General features: G+C 64.9%; 23 protein-coding genes and 1 tRNA gene. 21 read left to right on the top strand and 3 right to left on the bottom strand.

Annotation, left to right across the window (positions count from 1 at the left end):
* Window positions 1-116 precede the first annotated feature (116 nt).
* Window positions 117-1,457, bottom strand: a complete 1,341-nt coding sequence (locus tag N2605_RS17215) for an ABC transporter substrate-binding protein (protein WP_036012401.1) — start codon at window positions 1,455-1,457, stop codon at window positions 117-119.
* Between the two features lie 476 nt (window positions 1,458-1,933).
* Between N2605_RS17215 and N2605_RS17210 the strand changes: the two genes are divergently transcribed.
* Together N2605_RS17210 and N2605_RS17205 are read left to right on the top strand one after the other, a co-directional pair.
* A complete protein-coding gene (locus N2605_RS17210; RefSeq protein ID WP_109143715.1) occupies window positions 1,934-2,737 on the top strand; it encodes a Spy/CpxP family protein refolding chaperone in 804 nt (267 codons plus the stop codon).
* Between the two features lie 112 nt (window positions 2,738-2,849).
* Complete coding sequence (locus tag N2605_RS17205; protein WP_036012398.1) at window positions 2,850-3,227, top strand: response regulator; 378 nt, start codon at window positions 2,850-2,852, stop codon at window positions 3,225-3,227.
* A gap of 33 nt (window positions 3,228-3,260) precedes the next feature.
* On the opposite strand, the gene N2605_RS17200 is transcribed toward N2605_RS17205, so the two are convergent.
* Window positions 3,261-3,473, bottom strand: a complete 213-nt coding sequence (locus N2605_RS17200; protein ID WP_036039656.1) for a hypothetical protein — start codon at window positions 3,471-3,473, stop codon at window positions 3,261-3,263.
* A 139-nt stretch (window positions 3,474-3,612) separates the two neighbouring features.
* Window positions 3,613-4,584, bottom strand: coding sequence for a glucokinase (glk, locus tag N2605_RS17195; protein ID WP_036012393.1), 972 nt, complete (start codon window positions 4,582-4,584; stop codon window positions 3,613-3,615).
* A gap of 266 nt (window positions 4,585-4,850) precedes the next feature.
* Here glk and pncA point away from each other — a divergent pair, with 266 nt between their 5' ends.
* From pncA to N2605_RS17100, 19 genes are all read left to right on the top strand, one after another.
* Window positions 4,851-5,477, top strand: coding sequence for a bifunctional nicotinamidase/pyrazinamidase (pncA, locus tag N2605_RS17190; RefSeq protein WP_036028076.1), 627 nt, complete (start codon window positions 4,851-4,853; stop codon window positions 5,475-5,477).
* Between the two features lie 16 nt (window positions 5,478-5,493).
* Window positions 5,494-6,609, top strand: coding sequence for an alpha/beta fold hydrolase (locus tag N2605_RS17185; RefSeq protein ID WP_225187025.1), 1,116 nt, complete (start codon window positions 5,494-5,496; stop codon window positions 6,607-6,609).
* 142 nt (window positions 6,610-6,751) lie between these two features.
* Entirely contained in the window at window positions 6,752-8,785 is a 2,034-nt protein-coding gene (locus N2605_RS17180) for an NAD(+) synthase (RefSeq protein ID WP_225145727.1), read from the top strand.
* Window positions 8,786-8,815: 30 nt separating this feature from the next.
* A complete protein-coding gene (locus N2605_RS17175) occupies window positions 8,816-9,199 on the top strand; it encodes a GrlR family regulatory protein (protein WP_036012369.1) in 384 nt (127 codons plus the stop codon).
* 104 nt (window positions 9,200-9,303) lie between these two features.
* Entirely contained in the window at window positions 9,304-10,599 is a 1,296-nt protein-coding gene (locus N2605_RS17170; RefSeq protein WP_225154102.1) for a DUF1236 domain-containing protein, read from the top strand.
* A gap of 455 nt (window positions 10,600-11,054) precedes the next feature.
* Window positions 11,055-11,870: a sugar phosphate isomerase/epimerase family protein gene (locus tag N2605_RS17165; RefSeq protein WP_057029215.1), complete on the top strand. Its 816-nt coding sequence runs from the start codon at window positions 11,055-11,057 to the stop codon at window positions 11,868-11,870.
* Window positions 11,871-11,900: 30 nt separating this feature from the next.
* On the top strand, window positions 11,901-13,538 hold the full coding sequence (locus N2605_RS17160) for an ABC transporter substrate-binding protein (RefSeq protein ID WP_260347301.1): 1,638 nt from the start codon (window positions 11,901-11,903) through the stop codon (window positions 13,536-13,538).
* A gap of 2 nt (window positions 13,539-13,540) precedes the next feature.
* Window positions 13,541-14,524 carry an ABC transporter ATP-binding protein gene (locus tag N2605_RS17155; RefSeq protein WP_260347300.1) on the top strand — a complete coding sequence of 328 codons (984 nt, stop codon included), beginning with the start codon at window positions 13,541-13,543 and terminating at the stop codon, window positions 14,522-14,524.
* Window positions 14,521-15,507, top strand: a complete 987-nt coding sequence (locus N2605_RS17150; RefSeq protein ID WP_260347299.1) for an ABC transporter ATP-binding protein — start codon at window positions 14,521-14,523, stop codon at window positions 15,505-15,507. The genes N2605_RS17155 and N2605_RS17150 overlap by 4 nt, the downstream gene beginning before the upstream one ends.
* Entirely contained in the window at window positions 15,507-16,436 is a 930-nt protein-coding gene (locus N2605_RS17145) for an ABC transporter permease (RefSeq protein ID WP_036012326.1), read from the top strand. Before N2605_RS17150 ends, N2605_RS17145 begins: the two co-directional genes overlap by 1 nt.
* Complete coding sequence (locus N2605_RS17140) at window positions 16,433-17,293, top strand: ABC transporter permease (protein WP_036012321.1); 861 nt, start codon at window positions 16,433-16,435, stop codon at window positions 17,291-17,293. The genes N2605_RS17145 and N2605_RS17140 overlap by 4 nt, the downstream gene beginning before the upstream one ends.
* Window positions 17,294-17,582: 289 nt before the next feature.
* Window positions 17,583-19,433 (top strand): dihydroxy-acid dehydratase, encoded by a 1,851-nt coding sequence (gene ilvD / locus N2605_RS17135; RefSeq protein ID WP_225174935.1) that lies wholly within the window; start codon window positions 17,583-17,585, stop codon window positions 19,431-19,433.
* 448 nt (window positions 19,434-19,881) lie between these two features.
* Complete coding sequence (locus N2605_RS17130; RefSeq protein ID WP_225137321.1) at window positions 19,882-20,142, top strand: hypothetical protein; 261 nt, start codon at window positions 19,882-19,884, stop codon at window positions 20,140-20,142.
* Between the two features lie 315 nt (window positions 20,143-20,457).
* Window positions 20,458-20,781 carry a hypothetical protein gene (locus tag N2605_RS17125; protein ID WP_036012307.1) on the top strand — a complete coding sequence of 108 codons (324 nt, stop codon included), beginning with the start codon at window positions 20,458-20,460 and terminating at the stop codon, window positions 20,779-20,781.
* A gap of 122 nt (window positions 20,782-20,903) precedes the next feature.
* A complete protein-coding gene (locus N2605_RS17120; protein ID WP_260347298.1) occupies window positions 20,904-21,248 on the top strand; it encodes a hypothetical protein in 345 nt (114 codons plus the stop codon).
* A gap of 119 nt (window positions 21,249-21,367) precedes the next feature.
* Window positions 21,368-21,457 (top strand) — tRNA-Ser (locus N2605_RS17115).
* Window positions 21,458-22,246: 789 nt separating this feature from the next.
* Window positions 22,247-22,543 carry a hypothetical protein gene (locus N2605_RS17110; protein WP_035999192.1) on the top strand — a complete coding sequence of 99 codons (297 nt, stop codon included), beginning with the start codon at window positions 22,247-22,249 and terminating at the stop codon, window positions 22,541-22,543.
* Between the two features lie 192 nt (window positions 22,544-22,735).
* A complete protein-coding gene (locus N2605_RS17105) occupies window positions 22,736-24,769 on the top strand; it encodes a VTT domain-containing protein (protein ID WP_260347297.1) in 2,034 nt (677 codons plus the stop codon).
* Window positions 24,769-25,443 carry an endonuclease/exonuclease/phosphatase family protein gene (locus N2605_RS17100; RefSeq protein WP_035999197.1) on the top strand — a complete coding sequence of 225 codons (675 nt, stop codon included), beginning with the start codon at window positions 24,769-24,771 and terminating at the stop codon, window positions 25,441-25,443. The genes N2605_RS17105 and N2605_RS17100 overlap by 1 nt, the downstream gene beginning before the upstream one ends.
* The last annotated feature ends 98 nt before the right edge of the window (window positions 25,444-25,541 follow it).

Below are 25,541 nucleotides of genomic sequence, written 5' to 3'. Positions count from 1 at the left end.
ATCTTCCTCGCAGGATCGTTCGCACGGAAGCCGGCGGACCCGGCTTCAGAAATTGAAGCTTGTGGCGGCAGCCAGACCGGGCGGCTCACGTCCAGCGTGAGCCGCCGGTCTCTGTCTCAGCTTCGCATGAAGCCTTCGCACTCACCTTCCGCCCAAGCGAGCGTCGCCTCCATCTTCTCGCCCTGCGCGTAGCGGAGGCACATCTTGGTCAGCGTGGCCTGCGCATAGATCTGCTGGGCGATCTTGGGCGGAGCCGGAGAGGCCGCAATCGACAGCGTCTGGTGATTGTGGGGATTGGGGTAGTGATAAAGGGTGCCCTTCGGCGGCCCTTCCTCCTGCCAGGTCTTCAGCGTCGTCATGTTCGCGTAGGCCGGCAGGTCGTAACCGCCGCTCGCGGCCACGAACTTCTCGATCGATGACGGCTGCGACAGATGCGTGAGCAGGCTCTTCGCCGCTTCCTTGTTCTTGGAGAAGCTCCAGGTCCCCCAGAAATAAGGCAGGTAGGGCGCATAACGGCCTTTCGGACCGGACGGCATGCCGTGGGTCCAGCACTGCTCGGCGACCTGCGGCGCGTCGCGCTTGGCGACCGCCCACGCGCTCGGAGGATTCATGATCAGCGCGCCTTTGCCGGAGATCAGCCACTTATTGTTGGAGGCGTCATCCCAGGCGGCGACGTCGGGCGGCAGGACCGCGATAAGCTTCTTGTAGAATTCGAGCGCCTGGCGAACCGCGTCCGTCTTCACCGTGAGATCGCCCTTGGCATTGACCAGCTCAGCGCCGAACGACTGGAAGATGGCGCCGGCAGTGTCGGTGCTGTCGGTGGTCTCGCCCAGGCCGATGCCGAAGGGCACGCCGCCTTTTTGGCAGGCCTCGGCCGCCTTCAGGAATGTCTCCATGTTCCAGTTGTCGGCCTTGGGCTGGCTGCCCGCCGGATATATTTCCTGGATATCGATATTGGCGAACTTCTTCAGGAGATCGATGCGGGAGCAGGGCCCCTTGATCTGGCTTCCGATTGTTGCGGGCACCGCAAGCCATTTGTTGCCGGCCCGTCCCAGATATTTGACGGTGCCGTTCACGTCGCCGTTCTGCTTGATGATCGGCTCCATGATGTCATTGACCGGCTCGAGCAGTTCGGCATGGGCGTGCGGCCACCATGTCGGCATCGCCAGGACATCGTGACCTGACTTCGCCGCCGCCTCGGCCGCGATGGTGAGCTCGATCTTCTTGCCCTGGCTTGTGATGTAGTCGATGGAAATCTCGACCTTCTCCTTCGCCGCCCATTCGTTGACGAGCTCGGTCGAGGCCTTGTTGGCGCCCGGCACCCAATGGTCCCAGAAGCCGATCGAGAGCTTGCCGGCGGCGTAAGCGCCCCGGACATAGGGCGCCGAGATCAGCGCCGCGGAGGACATTGCAGTGGCAGCCACAAATTGACGTCGCGTCAGTGTCTTGCGTGACATCTCGTTTCCTCGCTTGGGTGTTGTTGTTGGAGTTTCCTCTGAGACTTCTTTCTTGAGTTCTTGTTGTCGATTTTCTTGTTGGTGCCGTCGGCCCGCGTGGGCAATTCACGCCGGTCGCAGCAAATTGGTAGCGCGATCAGATCATGATTGATCGCGTCTGTCGAGAAAGCCGAACGGCTCCGCGTCCAAAACTCATGTTGTGCCCGGAAAGGTCGCAACGTCTGGCAAGGCGATAGGGCCGCAGGCGCAGCGCACGGTGTTTTTTTGCGACGCACACTTCGCGCCAAACGGCCTCGAACGCTGCCGTGCGCAATTGCGCCTCAGTTTCGCAAGAGGCTCGATAACCGCTTCGCGTGAAAGACCTTTCGGGCGTGGACAGCAATCGGCCGCGTCTGGACCTCGAAGTGGCGGAAACGATAGAGTTGCGCCTGGCGGCTGATCCTCGCTGACAGGCCAGATCGATGATGGAGACGAGAATGATCAAACCGGCGGCACCAGCGCGGCTTCATCTGCGGCGATGCCTGGCGCTGGGGTCTATGCTCGCGCTGTTGCTCGGGGCCGGCGCGGTGGCGAATGCTCAAGGTCTGGTCAAGGGCGTTCAGGAAGGCGCCGCAGCCGGCAACAAGGCGGCCGGTCCGGTCGGTGGTGTGCTCGGTGGCGCCATCGGTGGCGTGGTTGGCGTTTTCACCGGCGTGCTCGGTGTCGGCAACACCAACACCGGCAATCAGGCGCCGCCGCCCAAGGAGGCCGGCAAGGACGCGGCTAAGGATTCCAAGCAGCAGGGCGGGGCCAAAGACAAGGATGGCAAAAGCGCCAAGGGCAAGAGCGCCAAGGCGACCAAGGAGGCGAAGAACGCGCCGCAGGACAACAAGGGTAAAGACAACAAGGAAGTCACGGTTCTGACCCAGCCCGGTGCGCCGCAGCTGACTGCCGAGCAGATCGTCGCGAACAGCGATTCCTACATCGAACGGATCAAGAGCGAGCTGAATCTCACGCCGGATCAGGAGAAGCACTGGTACGGATTCTCGAGCGCGATGCACTACCTCGGGCATAATGGCGCAGAGCGGCTCAACCTGAGGATTGCGCGCGCCAAGCGCGATCCGCCCGACGACATCATCGAGCAGATGCGCAACGAGGCCCAGTTCCTGATCGATCGCGCCGGCGATCAGCGCAACGTCGCCGATGCCGCCGAGCCGCTCTTTTCGAGCCTCGACGACAAGCAGAAGCAGGTGTTCATCCAGGCGATGGTGCGGCTCAGCCACGAGCGCGGACTGGATTGATCAAGTTGAATCGGTTCGGGCGCGTGTGAATTAACGGCGCCCGCCACGAATTCGTGTATCTACAGCGCAATTCGGTTATGCTTAGCTTCGCACGGCTGATTGCGGGGTTGATATGGCGGACGGACTCTCCGTTTTCCTGGTCGAAGACGAGGCGTTGATCCGGATGATGATCGCCGACATGGTGGAGGAACTCGGCCACCACGTCGTTGCGGAGGCAGACAATGTGCGCGACGCCAGCGCCTTTGCCATGACCGCGCAGTACGATCTGGCCATCCTCGACATCAATCTGATGGGCGTCTATGTCGACCCCGTCGCCGATTTGATCGAACGTCGTGGAAAACCGTTTCTGTTCGCCACAGGCTACGGTCCGGAACTGCTGCCGTCCTTGCTCCGGCGCAGGCCGATCCTGCGCAAGCCGATCGCGATGGATCAGCTCAAGGCGATGATCGACTCGATGTTTCCGGAGCCGTCGGCCACTATCCCGAGCTGACCGATCGCGCTTTTGCCGCCTGGCGGGAAGGACTCAACCGGCAGGGTTGCGGCCGTTCCTCAGCACCCTTGCAATGGTATGAGCCGTCATGGCCGCGCGATCCGAAGCGCGCTGGGCGGCCAGCTGGTCGCGGGCCTTTTCCTCGATCAGGAGCTCGATGAGCGCCAGCCGCTTGTCTTCGCTGTCCGCTTCGCGCAACAGGCGGTGATAGCGGTGATAGTCGAAACCCGAATCCTGCTTACGCATGTCACGCCCCCGCAACTACGCCACACACGGGTAGATTGTTTCTCATCGGGAACACACAGGCAAGCAGAACCTGCGTGGAACCGCAGGTGCGCCGCAAATCAGCTGTGCATGACGGGAACTCGCCGCCTGAGACCGCTACTCAGCCGGAATTGTGCTCGGCAAACATCGTCAGGCCGAGGAAGCTCGCATCGGGTTTGATCACGAGCCTGGTCGGGATGTTGCGCAGATAATCCTGGAACCGTCCCTTGGCTTCGAAGCGCGCCCGGAAAGCGGAGGCGGCGAGGAACTCGCGGAAGCGCGGCACGATTCCGCCGGCGACATAGACGCCGCCGCGGGCGCCGAAGGTCACCGCGAGATTGCCGGCGACCGAGCCGAGGATGGCGCAAAACATTTCGAGCGTCGCGCGGCTGACCGGACAGCTGTTCTCCAGGGCCGCCTTGGTGATCCCGGCGGCATCGCGATGCGGCACCTGGACGCCGTCGATCTCAGCCAACGCTTCATACAGGTTTTGCAGCCCCGAGCCCGAGAGGGCACCGCGCTCGATCGAGACATGGCCGAGGCGCTGCCGCAAGCAGGCGATCACGCGCTCCTCGCGCTCGTTCTCCGCCGGCAGGGTCGCATGTCCAGCCTCGGTAACGACGGCCAGGCGCGAACCATGGCGGTCGACCAGGCAGGACACACCAAATCCGGTTCCAGGCCCCACGACCAGCAACGGCTCGCCGGCCAGGCCGTCGCCGCCGCCGAGTGGGACCAGGTCTGAAGGCTCCAAGGCAGGCAGGGACCAGGCCACCACCTCGAAATCGTTCAGCACATGGACGCTGTCGAAGCCGAGCGCGGACTGCAGCTCGTTGCCGTCGATGACCCAGGGACTGTTGGTCATGACGCAGCGATTGTTGGTGACGGGACCCGCCACGGCCAGCACCGCGCGATGGGGCTGCTCGCCGTTGGACCGGCGCGCCAAAACGTCCGCGATGGCTTCGCGCACGGTCGGGAAGTCGGCGACCTTGACATAGTCGATCGGTCCGGTCTGACCGCTCGGGCTCAGCGCGAAGCGCGCATTGGTGCCGCCGATATCGGCGAGAAGAATTTTTCCGGTCTTGCCGATATTCATGGCCTCATCGCCGCCACGACCTTCAGGCCCTGGCAGCCCTGTCCTCCGCTGCTTCGACCCGATCCGCCTGGCGCGGGCGGTGCGAGAATCTGCCCTTGGGTGCGCCTAGTCAACACGGACGAGGTCAAACCGTTGCATCGTGGCGGCCACGGTGACCAATTCGCGCAGCTGCCGCGCGTGCCAGTGGTTGCGAAGCCGCGCGGGAAGGCCGACACTGAGGTGGTCGCCCGGCGCCGTCGCGCCCGGCAGATCGAAATGGGACGGCGATGAAGATTTCCGACCGCGACGTGTTGCTGGTGATCGACGTGCAGAACGACTTCTGCACCGGCGGGGCGCTCGCCGTTCCCGGTGGCGAGAAGGTCGTGCCCGCCATCAACAGGATCGCCCAAAAATTCGCCAATCTGGTGCTGACCCAGGACTGGCATCCGAGCGACCACGTCTCGTTCGCGCCGAACCATGCCGGCAAGCAGCCGTTCGAGACCATCGAGCTCGACTATGGCCGGCAGGTGCTGTGGCCGACGCATTGCGTGCAAGGCACGGCCGGCGCGGAATTTCATCGCGATCTCCACGTGACACGGGCAAGCCTCGTGGTGCGCAAGGGCTTTCGCCGCGGCATCGATTCCTATTCGGCGTTGTTCGAGAACGACCATCGGACACCGACCGGATTGCTTGGTTATTTGCGCGAACGCGAGCTGAAGACCGTCTTTGTCGCAGGTCTGGCGCTGGACTTCTGCGTCCGCTTCTCGGCGGAAGATGCGCGCAAGGCAGGGTTGGAGGTGGCCGTCATCGAGGATGCCTGTCGCGGCATCGATCTCGACGGCTCGGTCGCGGCGACCCATCGGAGTTTTCGGGACCTCGGCATTGCCGTCGTGAGCCTCGAGGCGTTTCTGTGAGGATGTCGAGGTAGCCATGGTGGACAAGACCTCCAAACCGCCACGCAGTTCAGCCCAGGCTCATGATGATCCACGGCTCTGGCCGTTTGCGGCAGCGCAGCTCGCCATGGATGCCTGCTTCTGGTGGCTGGAGCGGGCACCCGAGCAACAGGATGACAGCAGCCTGCCATGGACGACGCCGAGCCGCGTTGCGTTGGAGCTCCCGACGATGGACTTGCGCGATTGCTCGCAGACCCGGTCCGGCCAGCCGGCGCTGGTCTGCGCGCCCTATGCGCTGCACCGGGCCCTGATCGCCGATTTCGCCCCAGGCCACAGCGTGGTGCAGTCGCTGCAGAACGGCGGCATCGACCGGATCTATCTCACCGACTGGCGGTCAGCGACGCCGGACATGCGCTATCTCTCGATCGACAGCTATCTCGGCGATCTCAACGTCGCCATCGACGAGATCGGCGCGCCGGTCGATCTCGTCGGGCTGTGCCAGGGCGGGTGGCTGTCGCTGCTCTATGCCGCGCGCTTTCCAGGCAAGGTGCGGCGGCTGGTTCTGGTCGGTGCTCCCGTGGACCTGTCGATCGAGTCCTCGCTGGCCCGGCTCGCCCGCAACGCGCCCGAGCTGGTCTATGACCAGCTCGTCGCGCGCGGCGGCGGCAATGTCAGCGGCGAGGAGATGCTGCGCTTCTGGTCCAAAACCCCTGACAACGACGATATCAGGACGGCATTGCAGCGGGATCTCTCGGACGAGCAGGGCTCCGAGCTGCTGGCGCGGTTCGACCGCTGGAACACCGAGACGCTCAACCTGCCGGGCACTTATTATCTCGAGATCGTCAACGCGATCTTCCGGGAGAACCGCATCGCCGAGGGCCGTTTCGTCGCGCTCGGGCGCCCGATCGATCTGAAGGACGTCAAGGCGCCGATCTTCCTGCTCGCCGGCCTCGACGACGATGTAGTGCCAGCGACGCAAGCGCTGGCCACCGCGGGGCTCGTCGGTACGCCACCTGCCTTCGTTGCAGCGGCATCCGAGCCCAGCAACCACCTCGGCCTGTTCATGGGCGCGCGCACCCATGCGCATGCCTGGCCCCGAATCGCCGGGTGGCTGCGCGGCGATCTGCCCGGCGTGCTGGCCCGCAGCGCCTGACCTCGCCGGCACTGGACCGGATGGGGCGCAAATCCGTTATGCATGACGGCGGATGGCCTGCACGGGGCCAGATCGATGGGCTAAATATGACCGGAGCTGACGGCTTTGGCCGCCGGCGAGAGATTTGAGGGTACTGCGCTCGATGACGTTCCACTCGATTTACGCCCACGGATTTGCGCGCGTGGCAGCCTGCGTGACCACCTCCCACGTCGCCGATCCCAGCGCCAACGTGAAGGCCGTGCTGGCGGCGGCCAATGCCTGCCATGAGCAGTCGGTCGCGGTCGCGGTGTTTCCCGAGCTGTGCCTGTCCGGTTATGCGATCGAGGACCTGGTGAAGCAGGATCCGCTGCTTGATGCGGTCGAGCGCGGGCTCGCAAGCGTCGTTGCGGCCTCCGCGGGGCTAATGACGGTCCTGATCGTCGGGGCGCCGCTGCGCTTTGGCAATCGCATCTACAACTGCGCCGTCGTCATTCATCGCGGCAACGTCCTCGGCGTCGTGCCGAAATCTTACTTGCCGACCTATCGCGAGTTCTACGAGGGACGGCATTTCGCCTCCGGCGCCGGCATCGCCGGTGAGACCATCGCCTTTGGCGGCCTGCATGCGCCGTTCGGCGTTGATCTCCTGTTCGCGGCCGAGGACGTTCCGGGCCTCACCATTGGCGTCGAGATCTGCGAGGACATGTGGATCCCGGTGACGCCGGCCTCGGAGCTCGCGCTTGCGGGCGCGAGCGTGCTGATCAACCTCTCGGGCAGCCCGATCACGATCGGCCGGGCGCGCTCGCGCGCGTTGCTGTGCCAATCGACCTCGGCGCGCTGCCTCGCGGCTTACGTTTATTCCGCGGCCGGGGCCGGAGAATCCACCACCGATCTCGCTTGGGACGGTCAGACCTCGATCTACGAGAACGGCGTGCTGCTGGCCGAGGGTGAGCGGTTCCGCCAGGGCGGCCAGATCACGCTGGCTGACGTCGACCTCGACCTGCTCCGGCAGGAGCGCGCGCTGATGGGAACGTTCGACGACAACCGGCGGCAGCGCGAGGCGTTTTTCCGCAAGGTGACATTTGCCCTGAAGCCGCCGGCCGCCGATATCGGCTTCCTGCGCAAGGTCGAGCGCTTTCCATTCGTGCCGAGCGATGAGAGCCTGCTCGAGCAGGACTGCTACGAGGCCTACAACATCCAGGTCGCCGGGCTGGTGCAGCGCATGCGCGCCACCAGTACCAAGCGCGTGGTGATCGGCGTGTCGGGCGGCCTCGATTCCACCCACGCCCTGATCGTCGCCGCCAAGGCGGTCGACCTGCTCGGCCTGCCGCGCGAGAACATCCTGGCCTACACCATGCCGGGCTTTGCCACCGGCAGCGAGAGCAAGACCAACGCGCTCGCGCTGATGAAGGCGTTGCAGACGAGCTGGCAGGAGCTCGACATCCGCACCACGGCGACGCAGATGCTGAAGGATATCGGCCATCCCTTCGGCAAGGGCGAGAAGGTCTACGACGTCACCTTCGAGAACGTGCAGGCCGGCCTGCGCACGGATTATTTGTTTCGGCTCGCCAACCATCACGGCGGCATCGTGATCGGAACCGGCGATCTCTCCGAGCTCGCGCTCGGCTGGTGCACCTATGGTGTCGGCGACCAGATGGCGCATTACAACGTCAACGCCGGCGTGCCGAAGACGCTGATCCAGCATCTGATCCGCTGGGTGATCTCCTCCAAGCAGTTCAGCGACGACGTCAACCGGACGCTTGGCTCGATCCTTGTGGCCGAGATCTCGCCGGAACTCGTGCCCGTCGAGGCCGGCCAGAAGCCGCAGAGCACGGAAGCGTCCGTCGGGCCTTACGAACTGCAGGACTTCAACCTGTTCTATACGCTGCGCTTCGGCATGCGGCCGTCCAAGATCGCCTTCATGGCGCTTCAGGCATGGAAGGACGTTGCCAAGGGCGAATGGCCACCGGCCTTCCCGAGCGATCGGCGCCGGGCCTATGATCTGCCGGAGATCCGCCGCTGGCTCGAGGTGTTCCTGCGCCGCTTCTTCGCCTTCAGCCAGTTCAAGCGCTCGGCCATGCCGAACGGGCCGAAGGTCTCGGCCGGCGGTTCATTGTCGCCGCGTGGCGATTGGCGCGCGCCCTCGGATTCGAGTGCAGCGGCATGGCTCGAGGATCTCGAGCGGAACGTGCCGAACTGATCGGGGCAGCGGATCGGTGGGGATGATCGGATGTCAGCTGGCGATGAAGCGGAAGCGGGTGAGGAGGCCAGGGTCGTCAACGGCCTCTACATCTTCGACATCGAGATGCGGGACGGCAAGCGTGGGCAGGCCAGGGGCGTGGTCGTGCTCAGCGACGGCCGCATCATGGGCGGCGACAGCTACTTCTACTACACCGGCAGCTACACCTTCCGGAACGGCAAGTGGCGGGGCGACATGATCGTCAATCAGCACACCGAGGCGGTCGGCAGGACGCTCGCATTCGGCGGCAGGGAGGTCACCTGCGGCTTTTCCGGCGACTATTTCCCCGGCGGTGCGGAAGTCGAAGGCATGGCGCTGGTCGGCAAGACCAGCGTGACGTTCACGGCGCGGCTGACGCTGAAGGATGCGATGTAATGGCGACTTGATTGGCTCACCTCCACGACTGCGTTCCTGCTCAGGAACCTTCGTACGAACAGAACGTTCGCGTTTATTGTTGCGAATTGTCGAGGAGAGGGACCATGCGTCAACATTTGATGTTATCGACTGCGGCCGTCGGGCTCATGCTCGCATCCGGCCTTGCCTATGCCCAGGCGCCCGGTGAGCGCAGGGACGAGCCGAAACGGACCGAGGAGCCGGCCAAGGGCGCTTCTCCGCAGCGCGGTGGTGCGGCTCAAGAACGCGTTCAAGAGCGCGCGCAAGGCGCCCAAGAGCGGCTTCAGGGCGCAGGCCGCGAGGATCGAGGCGGCGCTGCCAAGAGCGAGGCAAGTGACGACAAGCGCCAGCCGGCGACGGCCTCGGAGCGCAATCAACCGAAGGCGAGGGACCAGGCACAAGACTCTCGTGAGCCTTCGCGCGATCGCAACCGGGAGGCCGAGAGCACCAAGCCCGGACGCGATGCGGGCAAGAGCGGTGCGGAAACCAAGCAGGACAAGGCTGCGCAGGACAAGGCTGCGCCGCAGAAATCAACCGCCGAATCCGAGAGATCCAAGACTGGCCCGACGACTGGTCCGGCTGGCCAGCAGAACGAGCGCACCGGAGCTACAGCCAACCAGAACGAGCGCAACCAGGCCCAGCCGCCGCGCAGTGCCGCCGAGCAGCAGCCGCCGGCGCAACAGAGCAACCAGCCGGCCACTGCGACGGATACCAGCCGCGCGGCACCGACCAACAACGCACAGACCGCGCCCGGCTCCACGGGCACGCAGACCAACCAGGCCAATCAGACCACGCAGACCAACACGCAGGTCAACCAGCAGGCCCAGGTGACGACCGAGAGGCAGGTGCGGATCTCCGAAACGGTGAGCCGCGCACGCCTGGCGCAGCCGGAGCGCAATCTGAACATCTCGATCCGGGTCGGCGAGACGATTCCCTCGCGCGTGCGTCTGCATCGGCTGCCGCCCGAGATCGTCTCGATCGAGCCTGCATATCGCGGCTACGAATATTTCACGACGGAAGACGAGGTCATTATCGTGGAGCCGCGCTCGCATCGCATCGTCAGCCAGGTACCCCGCGATCCGTCGCGGGCCCGGGCCCAAATGGGTGGCAGCGCCTCCTCGTCGTCAAGCATGGCGGCGGCCGGCGGAAACAACATGGTGAACTGCCAGATCATGCGACGTGATGCCTCCGGCAACGTCGCTCAGGCCGAGCCGACCACCGTGGGCTCGACTGCGCGCACCGATTCCCTGAGCGTGATCGTCCAGATGCCTGGCGGCGGCTCGTCCACGCCGATCGCTCTCGGCGCTCCCGCGGGCAACATCGTGGTCGCGACGCAAGGGCAGGGCGATTGCACGGTGACGCTGGAGCCGCAGACACGCTAAGCGCCGAAACAAAGAGGCTCTGAAACGACAACGCGCCGCCCGGATGCCCCACCGGACGGCGCGTTGCTGCGTTCAATCTAAAAAGTTTCGAGGTCCGGAGTGCCTAGGAGTCCGGACCTCGTCACCTTGCCCCAGCCTTCAATCCCCCGCCCCATGTGGTCCCCCAACCCCATGTAGCGCGATCAGAGGGTGATGCCCGTGGAAGTGGCCGCCGATCGATGTCCCGCGATGTACGCGAAGGACGGCTAGGATTCCATTCCGGATCACTACGGACACGATGGCGCTTGCCATGTGCCCATTCGGCATCGCTCGGAGCGATCGCTTTTGCTTGAACCGCAGCACGCGCGGGCAGGATGTCCACATCTCGTCCACGCTGCGGAATGCGCATTTCACGGGCCTGTCATTGAACTGGTCTAGCGCTGCTCCCGTCATCGCTGACGACGAAGGAGCATGCCATGTCGAAGCCGGTGCTGGGCGCCGCATTGTCCATCAAATCGATCCCCGCGCATCGTGACTGGCTTCTCGAAAAGCAGCGCGATCTGGAAATCCAGGACTTCTTCCGGGCCGATCTGCTCGATAGCGACTGGCGCGCAACTGCCGGCGAGATCAAGCAGATGCTCACCGGGCACACCGGCCGGCTCGGCATCCACGGTCCGTTCTGGGGCTTCAAGATCGACAGCCACGATCCGATGATCCGCCAGGCCGTAACGAAGCGCCTGCTGCAGGGCCTCGAGGCCGCCGAGTTCCTCGGTGCGACGCAGATGGTGATCCACTCGCCGTTCACGACCTGGGACCACAACAATCTCGATCTCTATCCCGACAACCGCGCCAATATCGTCGAGCGAGTCAAGGCGACGCTCGCCGAGGTGATTGCGCGTGCCGAGACGATCGGCTGCGAGATCGTCATCGAGAACATCGAGGACAAGGATCCACGCGACCGCGTGCGCCTCGCCAAGGCGTTGGAAAGCAGCAAGGTCCGCGTCTCGCTCGACACCGGGCACGCCAATTATGCGCACATCTCCACCGGCGCGCCGCCGGTCGACTATTACGTCGAGACCGCCGGCGACATGCTGACGCATGTGCACCTGCAGGACACCGACGGCTTTGCCGACCGGCACTGGGCGCCGGGCGAGGGCAACATTCCCTGGGTCGCCGTATTCCGCGCGCTAGGACGGCTGACGTCGAATCCGCGGCTGATCCTCGAACTCCGCAACCACGACGATGTCCGCAAGGGCGCGGCGCATCTCGCCGCGCTCGGTCTCGCCGAATAACCGACATCACACAGGGCAGGGGTTATCCTCATGAGCAAGCTCACCCGTCGCACCATCCTGAAATCCGGCGGCGCCGCCGCAAGCACCTTGCTGCTGCCGCGTTTTGCCATCGCGCAAGCCGACAACCGTCCGTCGGTGACGGTCGCCGTGCAGAAGGTCACGAATGCGAACGTGCTCGACGTGCTGCGTGAGCAGTCCAATGTCGGCGAGCGCGTGTTCTTCTCCTCGATCTGGGAAGGCCTGATCTCCAAGAACTGGCGCGGCAAGCTCGAAGCTGTGCCGGGCCTCGCCACCGAATGGCGCCGCATCGACGACCAGACCGTCGAGGTGAAGCTGCGCCAGGGCGTCAAGTTCCACAATGGCGACGAGCTCACGGCGGAAGACGTCGTGTTCACCTTCAGCCGCGAGCGCATGTTCGGCGAGACCGAGGCCAAAAACCGCTCCACCATCAAGGCGTTCGAGAAGATCCCGACGCCGCGCCCGGGCAAGGAGCTGCCGCCGGACGTCCCCGCGGTCGCCCGCCGCATCTGGCCGGACCTGGTGCGCGTCGATGCCGTCGACAAGTACACGGTGCGCTTCTACAACGCGACGCCCGACGTCACGATCGAAGGCCGGCTGTCGCGCTACGGCTCCGACATCATGAACCGCCGCGCCTGGGAAGAGGCGGCGAGCTATCTCGACTGGGCCCGCAAGCCGGTGACGACCGGCCCCTACAGGGTCGTCGAGCTCAAGCCGGACGTCTCGCTGACGCTGGAAGCCCACGACGAATATTGGGGCGGCCGGCCGCCGCTCAAGCGCATTCGCTTCCTCGAAGTGCCTGAGGTCGCGAGCCGCATCAACGGACTGCTCTCGGGCGAATACCAGTTCGCCTGCGACATCCCGCCGGACCAGATTGCCGGCATCGAGAAGAGTTCCGCCTTCGAAGTGCAGGGCGGCACGATTCAGAATCATCGCCTTACCGTGTTCGACAAGAACCACGCCGTGCTCGCCAATCCGCTGGTGCGGCGCGCCTTCACTCACGCGATCGATCGCCAGGCGATCGTCGACAGCCTGTGGGCCGGCCGCACCCGTGTGCCGAAGGGTCTGCAATGGGAATTCTACGGCGACATGTTCAACGCCGACTGGAACGTGCCGGCCTATGATCCGAAGCTGGCGCAGGATCTGCTCAAGCAGGCCAATTATAAGGGCGACCCGATCCCGTACCGCCTGCTCAACAACTACTACACCAACCAGGTCGCGACCGCGCAGATACTGGTCGAGATGTGGAAATCGGTCGGGCTCAACGTGCAGATCGAGACCAAGGAGAACTGGTCGCAGATCATGGAGCGCGGGCCGGCACGCGCCGTGCGCGACTGGTCGAACTCGGCCGCCTTCAACGATCCGGTGTCGTCGCTGGTCGCCCAGCACGGGCCGAACGGCCAGCAGCAGCAGATCGGCGAATGGACCAATGCCGAGCTGAACACGTTCTCCGAATTCCTGGAGACCTCGACCGACCGGGCCGCGCGCAAGAAGGCGTTCCGCCGCATGCTCGAGATCGCCGAGCGCGAAGATCCCGCCTACACGGTGCTGCACCAGAACGCGACCTTCACGGCCAAGCCGAAATCGATCAAGTGGAAGGCAGCGCCCGCCTTCGCGATGGATTTCCGCGCCGGCAATTTCGAGGTCTAAAGGTGAAGCCGCTGGTCAGCATCGAGGACTTGCGCGTCGCCTTCAACGGCGTGCCGGTCCTGCGCGGCGTCGACATTGCCTTGCAGAAGGGCGAGGCCATCGGCCTCGTCGGCGAGTCCGGCTCCGGCAAATCGGTGACGTGGCTCGCCGCGCTCGGCCTGTTGCCGCGCCATGCGCAAGTCTCTGGCTCGGTGCGGCTCGACGGGCGCCAGATTCTCGGCGCACCGGCCGCCGAGCTCGATCAGGTCAGGGGCGGGCGTATCGCCATGATCTTCCAGGATCCGGCGAGCGCGCTCAACCCGGTGCTGACCATCCGCAGGCAGCTTTGCGAAGCGCTGGCGCTGCATCGCGATCTCCAAGGCAACGCCGTGAAGGCGGAGGCGCGGCGGCTGCTCGATCTCGTCGGCATTCCCGACGCTGGCCGCCGGCTCGAGGCCTATCCGCACGAATTCTCCGGCGGCCAGGTCCAGCGCATCATGATCGCGATGGCGCTGGCCGGGAATCCCGATCTCTTGATCGCGGACGAGCCGACCACTGCGCTCGATGCCACCATTCAGGCGCAGATCCTGGAGCTGCTCTCCACGGTCCGCCGCGAGCTCGGCATGGCCATGGTGCTGATCAGCCACGACCTCGGCGTCGTCGCGGAGAATTGCGACCGCGTCGCGGTGATGTATGCCGGCCGCATCGTCGAGCAGGCCCCGAGCAACCAGCTGTTCGCCGATCCCGTGCATCCCTACGCGCAAGGATTGATCGGCGCGCTGCCGCCGCTCGATGGTCCGCGGCGGCGCCTCACCGCCATTCCCGGCACGGTGCCTGATCCTGCGCACATGCCCGGCGGCTGCGCCTTCGCGCCGCGCTGCGCGCTTGTCGCGGAAGCATGCGGCCTTGCGGCGCCGCCCCTCGCGCCGATCGCCGATGATCGCAGCGTCGCCTGCGTCCGTGCCGAGACATCGCGCCGCGCGCTGCTCGGGATGGCCGCCGAATGAGTCCGCCGCTCGTCGAGGTCTCCGCGATCTCGCGCACCTATGCGATGCGCTCCGGAATGTTCGGGAGAGCTGCGGCCGTGCATGCCGTCGACGGCGTGTCGCTGACGATTCCAAGGGGCCAGACGCTCGGTCTCGTCGGCGAATCCGGTTCGGGCAAATCCACCACGGGCCGCATCGTGCTCGGCCTCGAGCCGCCTGACAGCGGCGCGGTGCGGTTCGACGGCAAGCCGATGGCCGCGCTTGGGACAACGGCGTGGCGTGCGCAGCGCGCGCGGATGCAGATGATCTTCCAGGATCCGCTCGGTGCACTCGACCGGCGGCTGCCGGTCGCCACGCAGATTCGCGAGCCGCTCGACATTCACGGCGTCGGCACGCCTGCGATGCGCGACGAGCGCGTCCGCGAGCTCTTGCGCGCCGTCGAACTGACGCCGGCGCATGGTGCGCGCTATCCCGGCGCGCTCTCCGGCGGGCAGCGTCAGCGCATCGTGCTGGCGCGGGCGCTGGCCACCAAGCCGGATTTCCTGGTCTGCGACGAGCCGGTCAGCGCGCTCGACGTCTCGATCCAGGCGCAGGTGGTGAATCTGCTCTGCGATCTCCAGGCGCAGCTGTCGCTGACGCTGCTCTTCATCAGCCACGATCTGCGCGTCGTCAGGCAGATCAGCAACGTCGTCGCCGTGATGTATCTCGGCCGCATCGTCGAGATCGGCAGCGCGGACGATCTGTTCGCGCGGCCCGAGCATCCCTACACCCAGGCGCTGGTCTCGGCCTCGCCCGCGCCGGGCCGCCGCAGTGCGGGCCGCATCGTGCTAGCAGGCGACCCGCCGAACCCGGCCGCGCGCCCCACGGGCTGCGCCTTCCATCCGCGCTGCCCGCGCGCCATCGCGCGCTGCGCGCGCGAGGTGCCGGCGCTGTCCGCTGTCGGCGGCGACAGGCAGGTCGCCTGCCATCTCGTCGCCGGCGCTGCGACACGGGACGCCGCGTGATGGGACGTTATTTCGCCATTCGGATCGGACGCGCCGCGCTCACGATCGTGCTCGTCGTGACCTTCGCCTTCATCGTGTTGCGGCTATCAGGCGATCCCGCACTGATGATCCTGGGACCGGAGGCGCCGCCGGAGGTGCTCGCGGCATTCCGCAAGGCTTGGGGCCTCGATGACCCGATCTGGGCTCAATATTTCGATTATTTCGGCGCCATCGCCAAGGGCGAACTCGGCCGCTCCATGCGCGACGGCCGGCCCGCGATCGAGCTGGTGCTGGAACGCATCCCGGCAACGCTGGCGCTGACCCTGCCGGCGTTCTTCTTCAAGGTCGCGCTCGGCGTTCCCGCAGGGATCTACGCCGCGCTGCATCGCGGCTCGGGAATCGACCGCGCCGTGATGATGACGGCGGTCGCGGGCTTTACCGTGCCGAGCTTCGTGCTCGCGCTGCTGCTGGTGCTGATCTTCGCCGTGCAGCTGGGCTGGCTCCCTTCGGGCGGGCAGGACAGCTGGCGCCACGCCATCCTGCCGATCGCAACGCTCAGCCTCGGCGGCGCGGCGGTGCTGGCGCGCTTCACCCGCAGCGCCATGCTGGAGGTGCTGGGCCAGCCCTATATCCGCACCGCATCCGCAAAAGGCGTGCCGTGGCGCAAGGTGGTGACCTCGCATGCGCTGCCGAATGCAGCGATCCCGACCGTGACTATCCTCGGCTTCATGGTGGGCACGCTGATCGCAGGCGCGGTCGTGGTCGAGAGCGTGTTCGCCTGGCCGGGAGTAGGGCGGCTTCTCGTCGTTGCGGTTGCCAACCGCGATCTCGCGGTCGTGCAATGCATCCTGCTGCTGGTTGCGATGACCATGGTGACGTCCAATCTGATTGTCGACTTCCTCTACGGCTTCCTCGACCCGCGCCTGCGCAGCAAAGGAGCGCACGCATGACCGACGCGACGCTGAAGGAGACCAAGGCGTTTTCACGCCGCATCAGCCTGCCGGCCATTCCGGTCTCGGTCGCGCTGGCAATCAGTTGGATCGTCGCGATGCTGCTGATCGCGGCCTTTGCGGAGAAGATCGCGCCTTACGGCTTCACGCAGCTCGACCTGCGCAACCGGCTTGCTGCGCCCGGCAATGCCGCGCACTGGCTTGGCACCGACGAGCTTGGCCGGGACGTGCTGTCGCGGCTGCTCGTCTCGATCCGCATCTCGCTCCTGATCGCGTTCGGCGCGACCGCAATCTCGGCCGTGGTCGGGACCACCCTCGGCTTCCTCGCCGCGCATTTTCGTGGGTTCGTCGAGCAGCTCGTGCTGATGCTGACCGACTTCCAGGCCAGCATGCCCTTCCTGATCATGGCGCTGGCCGTGCTCGCCTTCTTCGGCAACTCGTTGCCGCTCTTGGTCGGGCTGATGGGCCTGTTCGGCTGGGAGCGCTACGCCCGCATCGCGCGGGGCCTTGCCATCTCCGCCAATGCGCAGGGCTACGCCGCCGCCGTCCGCCAATTAGGGGCGACGCCGTCGCGGATCTATCTCCGGCACATCCTGCCCAACATCGCCTCGACCTTGATCGTCTCGACCACGCTCGTGTTCCCCGAGGTGATCCTGATGGAGTCAGGCCTGTCCTTCCTCGGCCTCGGCGTGCAGCCGCCGATGACCAGCCTCGGCAACATGGTCGGCTACGGCCGGGAATATCTGACCCGCGCCCCCTGGATCATGCTGGCGCCGGCGACGACCATCGTGGTCACCACCCTGGCGGTCTCTGTGATCGGCGACTGGCTGCGCGATCGGCTCGATCCGACGCTGTAATAGGGGCTCCGACGCCCCCGCCGTCATTCCGGGGCGCGCCGAAAGGCGCGAACCCGGAATCCATTGTCCCGCGGGTGCTGCCGCCCGATGGATTCCGGGTTCGATGCTGCGCATCGCCCCGGAATGACAGAGAGTGAGCGACGAGCCCCCGCGCCGGGAGCAGGGGAGCCCTGTCCGACCCAAGTTCCCGTTGCGCGGGCTGCCCCCGTGCGCTATCCGGCCGGAAAGGCCTGAGGTGGCTCCACATTTTCCCGCCCCGGCCGACGCAAACCCGAGGACGGAAACCGCCATGCCAGCCTATCGCTCCCGCACCACCACCCACGGCCGCAACATGGCGGGCGCCCGCGGCCTCTGGCGCGCGACGGGCATGAAGGACGCCGATTTCGGCAAGCCGATCATCGCGGTGGTCAACTCCTTCACCCAGTTCGTGCCGGGCCACGTGCATCTGAAGGACCTCGGCCAGCTCGTGGCACGCGAGATCGAGCAGGCCGGCGGCGTCGCCAAGGAATTCAACACCATCGCGGTCGACGACGGCATCGCCATGGGCCATGACGGCATGCTCTACAGCCTGCCGTCGCGCGAGTTGATCGCAGACAGCGTCGAGTACATGGCCAACGCGCATTGCGCCGACGGCCTCGTCTGCATCTCCAATTGCGACAAGATCACGCCCGGCATGCTGATGGCCGCGCTCAGGCTCAACATCCCCGCCGTGTTCGTCTCGGGCGGGCCGATGGAGGCCGGCAAGGTCAAGCTGGCCGGCAAGACCAAGGCGGTCGACCTCATCGACGCCATGGTGGCCGCCGCCGATAGCAAGGTCAGCGACGAGGACGTCAAGGTGATCGAGCGCTCGGCGTGCCCGACCTGCGGCTCCTGCTCGGGCATGTTCACCGCCAATTCCATGAACTGCCTGACTGAGGCGCTGGGCCTCGCGCTGCCCGGCAACGGCTCGGTGGTCGCAACCCATGCCGACCGCAAGCGCCTGTTCGTCGAGGCCGGTCACACCATCGTCGATCTGGTCCGCCGTTATTACGAGCAGGACGATGCATCCGTGCTGCCGCGCAACATCGCGAATTTCAAGGCGTTCGAAAACGCGATGACGCTCGACATCGCGATGGGCGGCTCGACCAACACCGTGCTGCATCTCTTGGCCGCCGCCCATGAGGGGCAGGTCGCCTTCACCATGAAGGACATCGACCGTCTGTCGCGCCGCGTGCCCGTGCTCTGCAAGGTCGCGCCTTCCGTCGCCGACGTGCATGTCGAGGACGTGCACCGTGCCGGCGGCATCATGGGCATCCTCGGCGAGCTCGACCGCGCCGGGCTGATCGACACTTCGGTCTCGACCGTGCACGCGCCGACCATGAACGAGGCGCTGGAGCGCTGGGACATCAAGCGCACCAAGAGTGAGACGGTCCGGACCTTCTATCGCGCTTCGCCCGGCGGCATCCCCACGCAAGTCGCCTTCAGCCAGGAGCGCCGCTACGACGAGCTCGACGCCGACCGCGAGAAGGGCGTCGTGCGCGATCTCGCGCACGCCTTCAGCAAGGACGGCGGTCTCGCCGTGCTCTACGGCAATCTCGCGCAGGACGGCTGCATCGTGAAGACCGCCGGCGTCGATGCCTCGATCCTGAAATTCTCCGGCCCCGCGCGCGTGTTCGAGAGCCAAGACGCGGCCGTCGACGGTATCCTGGGCGGCAAGGTCGTCGCCGGCGAGGTCGTGGTCATCATCTATGAAGGCCCGCGTGGCGGCCCCGGCATGCAGGAGATGCTGTATCCGACCAGCTATCTGAAATCGATGGGCCTCGGCAAAGCCTGTGCGCTCGTCACCGACGGCCGCTTCTCCGGCGGCTCCTCCGGCCTGTCGATCGGCCATCTCTCGCCGGAGGCCGCCGAAGGCGGCAATATCGGTCTGGTGCGGACCGGCGACATCATCGCCATCGACATCCCAAACCGCAGCATCAGCCTCGAGGTCTCCGACGAGGAGCTCGCCAAGCGCCGCGCCGCGGAGGAGGCGAAGGGCGATGCTGCCTGGCAGGCGCAAGGCCGCAAGCGCAACGTCTCGACCGCGCTGCAGGCTTACGCCGCGCTCACCACCAGTGCCGCGCGCGGTGCGGTGCGCGAGGTCAAGCGGCGTCCGAAGTAGGCGGCATCGGCGCCCCTGGCCTGGATCGGCGATCTTCGGAACGCCTCGCGGCTCCGTGCGACCACCCGGATGCGCCGTTGCAGGAAGTAGCCGGAACGGAGATCGGGAAAGAACGGCCCCCGCCTCCCTAGGGCGTGGGGCTGGTTGGGGTGGGAGCGGGAGCCGTTTGCTCAGTGGGCACCCGACGTGCGGGCTCGCCCGCCAGGCATCATCAACTTAGTGCATTGTCCACATTTTGCTATTTAATTTTTATTAATTTTGTTTTTATTTTTATTTAATCATGCCATCCTAAGAAAAATCGTCGAAATCCATTTTTTCCGAATCCAGCCGAGGCGGTCGCCGTATCGAGGTTCGTCCGCAAAGGTTCGGATTGCCAATAGCGGAGTTAGCCATGAGTCATTCTCCATCACTCGTGCCGCAAATCACGACAGACCGGGACGTCTATCTTGTGCTCGATGATTTCGGCCGCCGCCTGGGCCGGGCTTGGTGCGAGACGGCCGAGGAGGACGCGAATCGCGCGACCCTGCTCAGACATCTCGCCGAAGGGCAATATCTCCATCCCGCACGTATCGTGGCCTTCAATACCGCGGAGGGATGGTCGCGCGATGCCACCGCTGAAATCGCCGATGAGCTGCGCCGTCGCTTCGTCGAACTGGAGGAGACCGATCCCTCGCTGTTGGAGTTTCTGGAAAGAGCAGCGAGGCGTTGAAAGCTCGAACATGGAACGAGGATGAACTGCAAATTATGCTCGAACGAGTGCCGCGGCGATCTCCGATCGCGGACTCGCTGTCATGCGCACCCCCGCGCAAACATCCCGCGCGTTAATGCGCGTGGTCAATGAGTTCTTACCGCTCCGCCGCGATCGATCGTTCGCATTAAGGATGCCTCGACGAAGTTCGGCAAGGCAAGGTTTTGCGCCGTATACTCCCGCGACCTTCGCAGATCCGTTTCGGGCAACTGGGGCACCACCGCAATGTCTCGTACTCTCGCTGTCGTTTTCTCAACGGCCGTCGCCGCCATTTCCATGACGGGCGCGGCCTCCGCCGGCTGCTACAATTGCTACACGCCGCCGCCGTGCACGACCTGCTACCAGCAACAATATGTGCCGCCGCAATACCGCGCCGTCGACGAGACCGTGATGGTCTCGCCCGGCTCCGTGGTCGCGCACCGCACGCCGGCGCAGTACCGCACCGTGATGGTGCCGCAGACCGTGATGGTCGCGCCGCCCAGCGTCCAGTACGAGCGCATCCCGCCGCAATACGCCACCCGGCAGCGCGTCGAGATGGTCTCGCCGGGTTATTCCTATTACGCCCCGGTGCAGATGAACTGCGCGTCCTGCGGCTACTGAGCTAGACGCAAACAACAAAGAATTTCAGGACGGCGCTCTTCGCGGGGCGCCGCGCTTTCTGTTGCGCGACGCAAAGGTGAGGGAGCCTTTGAACCGCAAGGCCCGGAACGACACGAAACGGCATGAGCTCGTTTCTGGACTCCGTCGAGCCACCGCAACTCGGGCTGGTCGCTGCTTTCGCCGTTTCACTGATGTGCGCAGTTGCGGTGGTCTGGTCGGTCGGCTCGACCGATCGCGTTACCTATCTCGGCCCGGACCACGGCCAGGAGCAGACCATCACACAGGTCCGCCTCAAGACGCTCCCACAAGGGAGTTACGTGATCGAACGGGGCGCGATCTACAAGGCAATGCAGGCAGGGTGCCGCTACGACTTGAACTACAGCCCTCAATTCGGGCGCAACGTCAGCGACCGGCAGAGGACCAAGTACATCCGGAGTGCCGTCCTGGTTGATTGCCCGAAGAGCTAGACAGGTTGTTCAGGAAAAGGAACGCGCCGCGCTCCGGCCGACAAAGGTTTGAGCACTTGCGCCAACTTGGCGTTGCCTTGCGCGGTCGACTACGTTAAGCGACACCCATTCCCGGGACTGGAAGGGTGGCCGAGTGGTTTAAGGCACCGGTCTTGAAAACCGGCGTGCCCGCAAGGGTACCGTGGGTTCGAATCCCACCCCTTCCGCCAGAAATCGCCATAAGTTCCCCTCGTGGGCTGGCACGCTCCTTGCCAATTGGACGTGCCCGACCATGGAGGCGTGCACCGATGGCACAGCGAGTTCGTATCTTAAAGCAATCCAAGTCCGGTTTGACACATATTGCCCGCGAACTGGTGAGATTGCTGGACGCGATCGAGGAGCTCGAGGAGCTGAGAGAAAGGGTCCGGCTCGCCGAAGCCGCTCGCGTGTTGCACTAGCCTGCGCTGGAAAGACTGGGGCGCCTCGGCGCGTCACTCCCAAGGTCTGGATTGGCGGCGCCCCGGTGCCGCTCGGGTCATTTGGCCGAGACCCATTCCTAACACCGCAGCCCGACGGATCTGTTCAATCTTCCTCGCTCAAGTCCGGCCCGCGATGTTGGAGAGACGGATTCCGGCGGTGCCGTAGACCCATGTTGCGTTTGGATCTCCAGTCTTCAAGAGGAGGATCGGGACTGGTTGAAATGCAGTGGAAGGAAGCGTTGCGTGCTAGAGCCACGGACACGCGAAACTGTGCAGGAACGCTACTGACTTAGAGAGATTAGCCCGACAGCAAGCTTCACAGCGGGCAACGCATGTTCTTCTTTTTCTCGAACCGGCTGGGATGTCTCGGCTCGCTGCTGATCTCCGGCCTGGTCACGGTGGCGCTGCTCTTCCTGTTTGGACTCATTCGGTTCTGATCATCAGCGCCTGGGATCCGACCGTCATCCTCTTGCATGCTCCCTCAGGAACTTGGCCTCGGCTCGCCTGTTGTTCGCAGTCTCGAGCACACGGAGAGCAGCCTTGGAAAGCACCATCATTGGAGAATTCGACACGCGCCGCGGAGCCGAGCTTGCGGTTGAGCATGTCGTGCAGGAATGCGGCGTGCCGCGAGGCGACGTCTTCGTCCAGCCTGCCGGCGCTGCGAACACCGTGGGAACACGCGCGGCAGGACCCGACGTCAAGACAGCGCCCACTCCGGAGGGGCGGCAGAAGCTGGAAGGCCTGATCGAGGTTTCCGTCGATTTTCACGGCGATGCCCCTGAGAAAATTGTCGATGTGTTGAGGAGCGCCGGCGCGAAGTTTGTCCGCACCAAATGACGACTTGTGCGACGGGCGCAGTGGGCGCCGGACATTCGGCATTCGCATCGAACCGCAGCCGTTGACCGCCTGGAACCCCTTGAGCCTCCAGCGCGTTTAGACGCAAACGCGAATTGCGAGGTCCACCTGCTTCAGAGCGCATCGACACTCACTCCCGGCGACACCGTCTGGCGGCGGTGCAAGGCGCGGCGCGTGGCGGTACTGAATGATGCCGCCGCCTATTTCGCCGCCCTGCGGGAGGCACTGCTGGAGGCGCAGGATGTCGTCTACATCGTCGGATGGGACATCCATAGCAGGACACGTCTGGTCGGAGCTTCCGGACGTGCCGATGATGGCCTGCCTGACGAGCTTGGTCCGTTCCTGCGCGCCCTGGTGCGGCGCCGGCCCGCCTTGCGCATCAACATTCTCGTCTGGGACTTCGTCTCGTTTTACGCTTCCGAGAGGGAGTGGAATTCCGCGGCGAAATTCACTGCCGATACCGATGGCCGCGTCCGGTTTCATCTGGACGCCACGCTTCCGTTCGGTTCGGCGCAACACCAGAAGATCGTCTGTGTCGACGGATCATTGGCGTTCGTCGGCGGCCTCGATCTGACGATCCGGCGCTGGGACACGAGTGACCACCGCGCCGACAATGCCATGCGCTGCGACCCACAGCGCAAGCCATATCCACCGTTTCACGACGTTCAGTGCCTGGTCGACGGGGATGCTGCGGAGCAGCTGTTCGCCCTCGCGGAGCAACGCTGGCGTGCGGCAGGCCAACAGTCCGATGAACGGCGCGCACCGAGGAACGGTCGCTGGCCGGCGAACGTGCCTGTCGAGGCCGAGCACTTACCGGTCGGGATCGCCAGGACCGAGGTGGTCTGTCCTGCAGGCTCGACCATCAAGGAGGTCGAACGCTCCTTCATTGCGGCGATCCGGTCGGCAACGAGCTTCGTGTACATCGAAAATCAATTCACCAGCGCGACCAGGATGGCGCACGAATTGGCGGAGCAGATGTGTCGCGTGCCGTCGCTTCGGGTTCTGGTCGTCGCTCCGAAACTGCATTCCTCGTGGCTTGAGTCCCAGGCCATGCAGAACGGCCGTGGCGCCTTCATCGACTGCTTCAGCGCAGCTGGCGTGGCCGATCGCATCCGCTTCGTCTATCCGATCTCCCGCAGCGGCAATAAGGAAGCCGCGGTGATGGTGCACAGCAAGCTCATGATCGTCGATGACAGGATCTTGCGGATCGGCTCGGCCAATCTGAACAATCGTTCCATGGGCGCCGACAGCGAATGCGACCTCATCTTTGAAGCTGAATCCGAGCAGCATCGGGATTTCATCGCCTCGGTCCGCCGTCGGCTCATCGCTCATTTCTGCGGTCTCGACGAGCAGGCCGTCACGCAAAACGAGCATCGGCTGTTCGCCCTGCTGGACCAGGTGTCGAAAAAGGGTGGGGCGAAGACGCTGCGAAAAGTGGAGTCCTCGGTTCTGACCAGCACGCTGGCCACCCTGGTTCAGCCGGTGGCGGACCCTGAGCTGCCTCTTCATCTCGAGCGGGCGGCATCGCGCATGTGGAGCACGAAGACGATCATCGGGATCGCCTCGATCGCGCTGGCACTTCTTGGACTGACGCTGGCCTGGTCGTACACGTCCCTCAGCGATTACGCCGATCCGGGCCGGATCTCGTCGTTCCTGTCTGCCTATTCGCAGTCCGTTTGGGGACCGCCATTCGCAATTGCGGCCTTTGTCGTCGGCGGGCTGGTCATCTTTCCGGTTCTCGTGCTCATTGCTGCGACCGCCGCCGCCCTGGGGCCCTGGCTGGGCTTCGTCACCGCAATGGCGGGCGTCTTGCTCAGCGCGCTCCTCCTTTTTGCGATCGGACGGTTCCTGGGCCGAGAGCGCCTTCAGCGCTTGTTGGGACGCCGTGCCGCGCGCATCCAGGAGCGCGTTGTCGGCAAGGGAATCCTGGCCGTCGTCGTCATCCGGATGATTCCGATCGCACCATTCTCGCTGGTGAACGTCGCGGCTGGCGCGAGCACGCTGCCGCTCCGTGATTTCCTGGTTGGAACGCTGCTGGGCATGATGCCCGGCATTCTCGCCATGGCCGTTCTGGGAGCGCAGATCGCCGATCTGGCCAGGAATGCGTCCTGGAGCAGCGTATTGCTGCTCACGCTGGCATTTCTGGGCTGGCTCGGCGTCTGTGCGGGCGCTCAATTCCTCGCGACGTGGCTCGCCGGGAGGCGCTGATGGCGCCGATGCGCTTCATGACGTGGAACGTGCACGGCACGTTCAATCTCAATCCGACGTTCGATCTGGAAGGCGTTTGCTCCATCATTCGCAAATGGTCGCCGGATGTCGTCGCGCTCCAGGAGGTGGATTCCCGATCGCGGTCGGACGATCCGTTCGCGAAGCTGGCGCGCGTCGTCGGCGATCATCGCGTTCATGCCAAGTCGATCGTCACGGAGGACGGTGACTACGGCCAGATGCTCATGAGCCGCTTTCCGTTCTCCAGCGTGCCCGAGATCGTAGACGTGTCGTATCGAGAGCGGGAGCCGCGCAGGGCGATCGCGACGGGGTTGCTGACGCCTTTCGGCGACGTCCGCGTGGTCGCCACTCATCTCGGCCTCAGCATCCACGAGCGTTATGCGCAGGCTCAGGCCGTGGTGAGCCTGGTGAGGCCGGAAAGGACCGTCGTCCTCGGCGATTTCAACGACTGGTTTTGGGTGAAATCGGTGCGGCGCGTGCTCGCGCAGGCCTGCCCGAACCGGACGCGGTTGCGAACTTTCCCATCGCGCTTGCCCCTCATGCGGCTCGACCGGATCTACGCAACGCGTGACAGCCGAATCGAGAAAGTCTGGACCGATCATGCGGCGCGCGCCTATTCCGACCATTTGCCCGTGATCGCGGACATCGCGATCTGACGGTTCCGGCGATCGGAGCGCGGATCTCTGGCCCTCATTGAGAAAAGCGTTGTGGTAGAGGAACTTAGCTACTGTGCATGGGGTTGTTTTCGGACAAC

The sequence above is a fragment of the Bradyrhizobium yuanmingense genome (genome assembly GCF_025200905.1).
Taxonomy (GTDB): domain Bacteria; phylum Pseudomonadota; class Alphaproteobacteria; order Rhizobiales; family Xanthobacteraceae; genus Bradyrhizobium; species Bradyrhizobium yuanmingense.
Note: the sequence above shows the minus strand (reverse complement) of the source record. Positions and strands in the feature narration are given on the sequence as shown.

What these genes read in the sequence shown, in the direction of transcription:
- N2605_RS17215 (WP_036012401.1), bottom strand. Translation starts at nt 1,457, where the DNA reads ATGTCACGCAAGACACTGACGCGACGTCAATTTGTGGCTGCCACTGCA.
- N2605_RS17210 (WP_109143715.1), top strand. Translation starts at nt 1,934, where the DNA reads ATGATCAAACCGGCGGCACCAGCGCGGCTTCATCTGCGGCGATGCCTG.
- N2605_RS17205 (WP_036012398.1), top strand. Translation starts at nt 2,850, where the DNA reads ATGGCGGACGGACTCTCCGTTTTCCTGGTCGAAGACGAGGCGTTGATC.
- N2605_RS17200 (WP_036039656.1), bottom strand. Translation starts at nt 3,473, where the DNA reads ATGCGTAAGCAGGATTCGGGTTTCGACTATCACCGCTATCACCGCCTG.
- glk (WP_036012393.1), bottom strand. Translation starts at nt 4,584, where the DNA reads ATGAATATCGGCAAGACCGGAAAAATTCTTCTCGCCGATATCGGCGGC.
- pncA (WP_036028076.1), top strand. Translation starts at nt 4,851, where the DNA reads ATGAAGATTTCCGACCGCGACGTGTTGCTGGTGATCGACGTGCAGAAC.
- N2605_RS17185 (WP_225187025.1), top strand. Translation starts at nt 5,494, where the DNA reads ATGGTGGACAAGACCTCCAAACCGCCACGCAGTTCAGCCCAGGCTCAT.
- N2605_RS17180 (WP_225145727.1), top strand. Translation starts at nt 6,752, where the DNA reads ATGACGTTCCACTCGATTTACGCCCACGGATTTGCGCGCGTGGCAGCC.
- N2605_RS17175 (WP_036012369.1), top strand. Translation starts at nt 8,816, where the DNA reads ATGTCAGCTGGCGATGAAGCGGAAGCGGGTGAGGAGGCCAGGGTCGTC.
- N2605_RS17170 (WP_225154102.1), top strand. Translation starts at nt 9,304, where the DNA reads ATGCGTCAACATTTGATGTTATCGACTGCGGCCGTCGGGCTCATGCTC.
- N2605_RS17165 (WP_057029215.1), top strand. Translation starts at nt 11,055, where the DNA reads ATGTCGAAGCCGGTGCTGGGCGCCGCATTGTCCATCAAATCGATCCCC.
- N2605_RS17160 (WP_260347301.1), top strand. Translation starts at nt 11,901, where the DNA reads ATGAGCAAGCTCACCCGTCGCACCATCCTGAAATCCGGCGGCGCCGCC.
- N2605_RS17150 (WP_260347299.1), top strand. Translation starts at nt 14,521, where the DNA reads ATGAGTCCGCCGCTCGTCGAGGTCTCCGCGATCTCGCGCACCTATGCG.
- N2605_RS17145 (WP_036012326.1), top strand. Translation starts at nt 15,507, where the DNA reads ATGGGACGTTATTTCGCCATTCGGATCGGACGCGCCGCGCTCACGATC.
- N2605_RS17140 (WP_036012321.1), top strand. Translation starts at nt 16,433, where the DNA reads ATGACCGACGCGACGCTGAAGGAGACCAAGGCGTTTTCACGCCGCATC.
- ilvD (WP_225174935.1), top strand. Translation starts at nt 17,583, where the DNA reads ATGCCAGCCTATCGCTCCCGCACCACCACCCACGGCCGCAACATGGCG.
- N2605_RS17125 (WP_036012307.1), top strand. Translation starts at nt 20,458, where the DNA reads ATGACGGGCGCGGCCTCCGCCGGCTGCTACAATTGCTACACGCCGCCG.
- N2605_RS17120 (WP_260347298.1), top strand. Translation starts at nt 20,904, where the DNA reads ATGAGCTCGTTTCTGGACTCCGTCGAGCCACCGCAACTCGGGCTGGTC.
- N2605_RS17100 (WP_035999197.1), top strand. Translation starts at nt 24,769, where the DNA reads ATGGCGCCGATGCGCTTCATGACGTGGAACGTGCACGGCACGTTCAAT.